Origin of the sequence: Mesorhizobium sp. M7A.T.Ca.US.000.02.2.1 (assembly GCF_003996995.1) — a bacterium.
Classification (GTDB): Bacteria; Pseudomonadota; Alphaproteobacteria; order Rhizobiales; family Rhizobiaceae; genus Mesorhizobium.
The window spans coordinates 1-5,929 of record NZ_RZTT01000375.1; the positions used below are offsets into that span (position 1 = coordinate 1).

Here is a 5,929-nt window from a genome sequence, read left to right on the forward strand (position 1 = left end):
GAGAAGTAGACCAGCGCCACGTCGGCGCCTTTGGCATCCAGGCGAAAATCGTCGAGCGCGCGGCGCATTCGCCGCAGGTCGCGATTGGTTTCGAGGATGACCTCGAAGCCGAGCTTCTTCAGCGCCGCTGCCATCGCCTCGCCGTCATGGACCGGATTGGCGAGCGGCCGAACCAGGCGGTAGCCGTCCTCGGCTATGATCAAAGCCACGCGTCGCTCAGCCACCGCGGCGGCGGTGCTCATGAGCATCAGCAGCAAGGCAAAAAGCAAGCGCAAGTCGAACCGCCCCCCGGCTTGTCCATTTGCGCAAACATTCCACCTCTTTATGCCATGAGCAAGCCGGGCTTTTTGCGGAAGACCAGCGTTTTCAGGCAACCCGCATAGGCTTCAAAGCCTCGCTCCAGCGCAACAGCTCGTCGAGCATGGTTTTGGCTCCGCCCTGCACCTGTTCGCTGGCGTTGAAAGCGCCGTTCTCATCGAGCAGTTTCTGGTACATCGGCAGCGCGACGCCTTCCGAGATCGGCATGACGCCGACCGATGTCAGCAACGGCTTCAGCGCTTGCGCCGCGCGCAGGCCGCCGGAGACGCCGCCATAGCTGAAAATGGCTGCAGGCTTGTACTTCCATTCACGCGAGAGATAATCGACCGCGTTGACGATCGCCGGCGCCACGAAATAATTGTATTCCGGCGCCACGAAGACGAAGGCGTCGGCGGCATCGATCGCTTTCGACCAGGCCTTGGTATGGTCGTTCTTGTAATTGCCGAGCCTTGGATGGTGCGGTTCGTCCAGCACCGGAAGCTTGAACGTATCGATGTCGGTCAGTACCGGCTCGAATTTTCCATGCTCGCGCGCGAACGTCTCCAGCCACTCGGCAAAAACCGGTCCAGCGCGGCCTGGCCGCGTGCTGCCGATGATGATGTTCAACTGGTGCTTCAAGGCGGGCTCCTAGGTCTGGCGGTATCTGTTGGTGACCTACGGCAGGGCACGGCCGCGGACAAGGCGGCACCGCCATGGAGGCGGTCACAATCGGCTGAACGGATCGCCTGCTGTGACGCCTCGGGCTGCATATTTGCGCCTGCCGTTCGGTCACATGGACGCCCGCATTGCCAGCCATTACATTGGGGTATCAGCGGAGCAGCCCATGGACATCCAGCCCGCCCCCTTCATTCCCCCGGCGCCGAAGCCGCGCACCACGCCGCCCTCGACGCTGGAGATGATCCGCATCGTCTACCGCAACCCGCTCGAATTGTGGGGTGAGCACACCTACAACGAGCCGTGGATCTCGGCCAGTGGTGTTGGTGGACATCTGATCGTCGCCAATGATCCCGGCCTGATCCGCCATGTGCTGGTCGACAATGCCAGGAACTACAAGATGGCGACGGTGCGTCAGAAGATCCTGCGGCCGATCCTGCGCGATGGCCTGCTGACCGCCGAGGGCGAGGTCTGGAAGCGGTCGCGCAAGGCGATGGCGCCGGTGTTCACGCCGCGCCACATCTTCGGCTTCGCCCAGCCGATGCTGAGACGCACGCTGGACTTCGTCACCCGCTACGAAGACGGCGGCACGTCCGACATCGCCCATGACATGACGCTGCTCACCTACGACATCCTGGCCGAGACGCTGTTTTCCGGCGAGATATCGGGCGAGCCCGGCAGTTTCGCCAACGAGATCGACCGACTGTTCGAGACCATGGGTCGCGTCGATCCGCTCGATCTGTTGCGCGCGCCCGACTGGCTGCCGAGGCTGACCCGTATCCGCGGCCGCAAGACAATGGCCTATTTCCGCAAGATCGTCACCGACACTGTCAAGATGCGCGAAGCGAAATTCAAGCGCGACCCCGATGCCGTGCCGCAGGATTTCCTGACGCTGCTGCTCAAGGCCGAGGGACCCGATGGACTGACGCGGGCCGAGGTCGAGGACAACATCATCACCTTCATCGGCGCCGGCCATGAGACGACCGCGCGGGCTCTGGGCTGGACACTGTATTGCCTGGCTGAATCGCCGTGGGAGCGCGACCGGGTCGAGCAGGAGATCGACCAGGTGTTGGCGCGCGAGCCCGATCCGACGAAGTGGCTCGATGCCATGCCGTTCACGCGTGCGGCTTTCGACGAAGCGCTCAGGCTGTATCCGCCGGCGCCGTCGATTAACCGCGAGCCGATCGAACCGGAAATGTGGAAGGATCTTCATATCCCCAAGCACGCCGCGGTGCTGGTGATGCCTTGGGTCGTGCATCGCCACAGGAAACTGTGGGACCGGCCGGATGCCTTCCTGCCGGAGCGCTTCCATCCGGGAAATCGCGAAAAGATCGACCGCTTCCAGTATCTGCCGTTTGGCGCGGGTCCGCGCGTCTGCATCGGCGCCAGCTTCGCCATGCAGGAGGCGATCATCGCGCTGGCGATCATGCTGTCGCGCTTCCGCTTCGACACGACAGCCGAAACCAAACCCTGGCCGGTACAGAAACTGACCACGCAGCCGCAAGGCGGTCTGCCGATGCGGGTCACGCCGCGACAGGCATGAGACACAGCTTCAGACGGTTGTGATAAATCAAGCAGCAGGCTTGCGTTGCTGGAACTGGCCGGCGGCGCGGTAGCGCCAGAGATAGCTCGGCAGGATCGTCGCGATCGATTGCGGCTGGACGCCGAGCCCTGCAAGCGTCCTGTTGGTCTTGTTGGCGGCGTCCGAAACGATGTTGTGCTCGCGCAACTGCGTCACCTGGTCCTTGGTCAGCAGCGGATTGGGCAACAGACCGAGGATCGAGGCCTGGATGTTGGCCACCCACCACGGCACCGGCACCAGCAGCCGCTTGCGCTCGATCACGTCGAGCAGCTCTTCCATGCACTGCTTGAAGGTGAGCACCTTCGGTCCACCAAGTTCATAGATCTGGCCGCCATCCACCTTGCCGTCGACCGAGCGCGCCACCGCTTCGGCCACGTCGCCGACATAGACCGGCTGGAATTTGGTCTGGCCGCCGCCGATCAGCGGCAGCACCGGCGAATAGCGCGCCATGTTGGCGAAGCGGTTGAAGAAGCCGTCTTCGGGTCCGAAATTGATCGACGGCCGGAAGATCACGGCGTCCTTGATCGTCTCCAGCACAGCCTTTTCGCCAAGCGCCTTGGTGCGCGCGTAGTCTGATTCGGAGTCCAGATCGGCGCCAAGCGCAGAAATGTGGGTCAGGCCGGCGCCGACCGAGCGTGCGGCCTCGGCCACTGCGCGGGCGCCGAACTCGTGCACGGCGGAGAATTTCTGCCGGCCGCTCTCATGCAGGATGGCGACCAGATTGACGACGTGGTCGGCGCCCTGCACGGCGCGGTCTACCGACCAGCGCACGCGCACATTGGCCTGCACCGGCTGGATCTGGCCGACATTGCCAAGCGGCTGCAAATGGCCGGCAAGATCGGGCCGCCGGCAGGCGACCCGGATGCGATAGCCGCGCTTGGCCAACGCGCGCACGACATGGCGGCCGACAAAGCCTGACCCGCCAAAGACGACGACGAGCTTTGGGGTCTGCAGGATTTCGGTCATGGCTGGCTCCGGCGCTCGCAAGCTTGGCTGAAGCCGTTTCATAATCCGTTTCGTGCCAAAGGCAAAGGGCGACGCGTCGTCGCTATCAGCCTGTCAGAACGCTTTGCCCATACGGGCGTCGACCGAATGGCGGTTGCCGCCGCGAATGACGAAAAAGAGCAGGATCGCCGCCCAAAGCAGCGACTTTTCCGCGCCCGAATAGCCTTGGTCCATCGTGACCCAGTGGAACCAGACCGTGACCAGCAGCACGAACAGGCCGGCAAAGGCGGCCGGCCGCGTCAAAAACCCGATGGCAATGAAGATGCCGCCGAAGAATTCAGTGCAGGCCAGAAGCAACGACCACAACGCGCCCGGATAGAAACCGAGACCCTCGACCATCTCGGCAGCGCCGAAAGGATTGGTGATCTTCTGCGAACCATGGATGGCGAAAAACCCGCCGGCGACGACGCGAAGAACGGTTTCGGCACCATCGTGCAGAGCCGCGTAAAACCTGCCAAGGACCGGGATGACAAGGGCGTTGCGGGGGTTGTCCGTGCTTGCCGACATTATAGCTCCTCTGTTTTGCTCAATCAGCGCAAACGGCCGGTCGGGTCGGCCGAAGTCAAATAAACAAAAGTTGACCAAAACAAGAATGTTTTATTCATTGTGCGATCAAAACGCAGAAAACCCCGCCGAAGCGGGGTTTTCCGGGTGACATCCATGCGAAGTCAGGGGCCGACGGAGCGGCCTGACCTGAGACGGTATCAGGAGGGCGTGAAGCAAGTACGCCCACCCCAGCCCTGAACATCCGACATGGTGCCACCAACCTTCTTGCAGGCGGCGACGAAATCGGCGCTGCAATTGGCGAATTTTGCATGGCCGTTCTTGCAGTAATGGTCTTCGGTGGCGCCGCCGCTCGGGGCGGCGATGACACCCGGGCTGGTCGGCTTGGCCGGCGCGGCCTTCAGGGTGGCTGCCTGTGTGGCACCCATGAACGAGCCGAGCAGAAGGACGGCGGTCAGCATGGTGATCTTGGTGTTGGTCATGACAATTTCCTTTGATTTGGGTTGAGGTTTCCGAGGCGCGAAGGACCGGCCTTCGCGTGATGCAGGCTTTCGATTTCGGTTTGCTGCTTCCCCCGGTGTGGATCGGGCAAGCTCGCCTTGCCCTGGACAAAGCTGGGTCGCAGCAAGGCGCGGAAAGGTTCAGCAGCGCGCAAAGAAAATCGCACCGCGCCGCGCCTGCGGCGGGCAGATTTCAGATAACTATTTGATATAAAAAACTATTCAGGAAGAATAGCGTGCGGCGAATTCGGAAATGCGCTGCACCACCGCCTTGGATGCCGTGATGCCCCGCGCTTGCGCCTTCTCGGCGGCCTCTGCGCGGGCACGACCGGGCACATGCACACCGAAGCGCCGCCGCAGCCGGTCGAGCTGGTCCTTCATCCGCTGCTCGAAATCCGGATCGAGCAGCTTGGGTTCGATAGCAAGCACGAATAGTCCCGTGCCGGGGCTGTCCGGCCCGCCGCTGAACCATGGCGCGTCGAGCGACCAGTTGGCGCCCGACAGGCCCGCCGCCAGCACCTCGACCATCAGCGCGATGTTGGCGCCGCGCTGGCCGCCGAAGGCGAGCATTGCGCCCTTCATGGCGGCGGCGGGATCGGTGGTCGGGTTGCCGCTGGCGTCCAGCGCCCAGCCTTCCGGGATTGTCTTGCCCTCCTCGGCCGCTTTGCGGATGTTGACGAAAGCGGTGGCGCTCGACGACTGGTCGATGACCAGCGGCGCCCCGTCGGCGGCGGGGGCGGCAAACGACATCGGGTTGGTGCAGTAGACCGGCTTGACCGAGCCCGAGCCGGCAAGCACGGCCGGGCCGTTGGTGGCGGCGAACGACACCAGCCCGAGTGTTGCCAGCCTTCCGGTGAAATAGCCGAGCGCGCCGCATGTATAGGCGTTCTTCTGCGAGAAGATGGCGACGCCGAACAGTTTTGCCGCCTTGGCGAGGTCGTCGATGGTGCGGTCGAAGCCGGTATGCGCCAGCCCCCGGCGTGCATCGGAGAGATAGACCGCAAGCGCCGGCCGGGTGATCACCGGGTCGGCATTGCCGTCGATGCGTCCGGCTTCCAGCGCCTCGAGATAGTCGATGAAATGCGACAGACCGACCGAGGAAAGCCCTTCGGCCTCGGCTGATATGATCGAAGCAGTGAGCGATTGTGCCGCTTCCTCATTGGCGCCAGCGCCAAGTGCCGCCATCCGGCACAGTCCTTTTGCCTGGTCGAGACTGAGTTGCATGATGGCAATCCTAGGGGAATAGGGGAGTAAGGGAATAGGGGAATAGGGGAATGGTGAGCAGTGAATAGCGAATGGGGATGGAATTGTGAACGTGAATAGTGGCTGGCTACTCCCCTACTCCCCTACTCCCCTACTCCCCTAC

Annotated in this window: 7 protein-coding genes; 1 reads left to right on the forward strand and 6 read right to left on the reverse strand. The window is 63.0% G+C overall.

Annotated features, from left to right (window positions below; genetic code table 11):
- Both EOD15_RS26850 and EOD15_RS26855 read right to left on the reverse strand, forming a co-directional pair.
- The coding region (locus EOD15_RS26850) for a caspase family protein (RefSeq protein WP_185929087.1) at positions 1-275 on the reverse strand (275 nt) is incomplete at its 3' end.
- A gap of 91 nt (positions 276-366) precedes the next feature.
- Complete coding sequence (locus EOD15_RS26855) at positions 367-936, reverse strand: NADPH-dependent FMN reductase (RefSeq protein WP_127381466.1); 570 nt, start codon at positions 934-936, stop codon at positions 367-369.
- Between the two features lie 205 nt (positions 937-1,141).
- Here EOD15_RS26855 and EOD15_RS26860 point away from each other — a divergent pair, with 205 nt between their 5' ends.
- Positions 1,142-2,515: a cytochrome P450 gene (locus tag EOD15_RS26860; RefSeq protein ID WP_127322890.1), complete on the forward strand. Its 1,374-nt coding sequence runs from the start codon at positions 1,142-1,144 to the stop codon at positions 2,513-2,515.
- A 27-nt stretch (positions 2,516-2,542) separates the two neighbouring features.
- Here the strand turns inward: EOD15_RS26860 and EOD15_RS26865 are convergent, their stop codons facing one another.
- The 4 genes from EOD15_RS26865 to EOD15_RS26880 form a co-directional block, all read right to left on the reverse strand.
- Entirely contained in the window at positions 2,543-3,520 is a 978-nt protein-coding gene (locus EOD15_RS26865) for a complex I NDUFA9 subunit family protein (protein WP_127322889.1), read from the reverse strand.
- A 93-nt stretch (positions 3,521-3,613) separates the two neighbouring features.
- Positions 3,614-4,066, reverse strand: a complete 453-nt coding sequence (locus EOD15_RS26870) for a DoxX family protein (RefSeq protein ID WP_127270318.1) — start codon at positions 4,064-4,066, stop codon at positions 3,614-3,616.
- A 197-nt stretch (positions 4,067-4,263) separates the two neighbouring features.
- The gene (locus tag EOD15_RS26875) at positions 4,264-4,545 is read right to left on the reverse strand and encodes a hypothetical protein (protein WP_127270320.1); all 282 of its coding nucleotides are present in this window, start codon (positions 4,543-4,545) and stop codon (positions 4,264-4,266) included.
- Positions 4,546-4,785: 240 nt separating this feature from the next.
- Positions 4,786-5,787 (reverse strand): Ldh family oxidoreductase, encoded by a 1,002-nt coding sequence (locus EOD15_RS26880; protein WP_164749058.1) that lies wholly within the window; start codon positions 5,785-5,787, stop codon positions 4,786-4,788.
- Positions 5,788-5,929 lie beyond the last annotated feature (142 nt).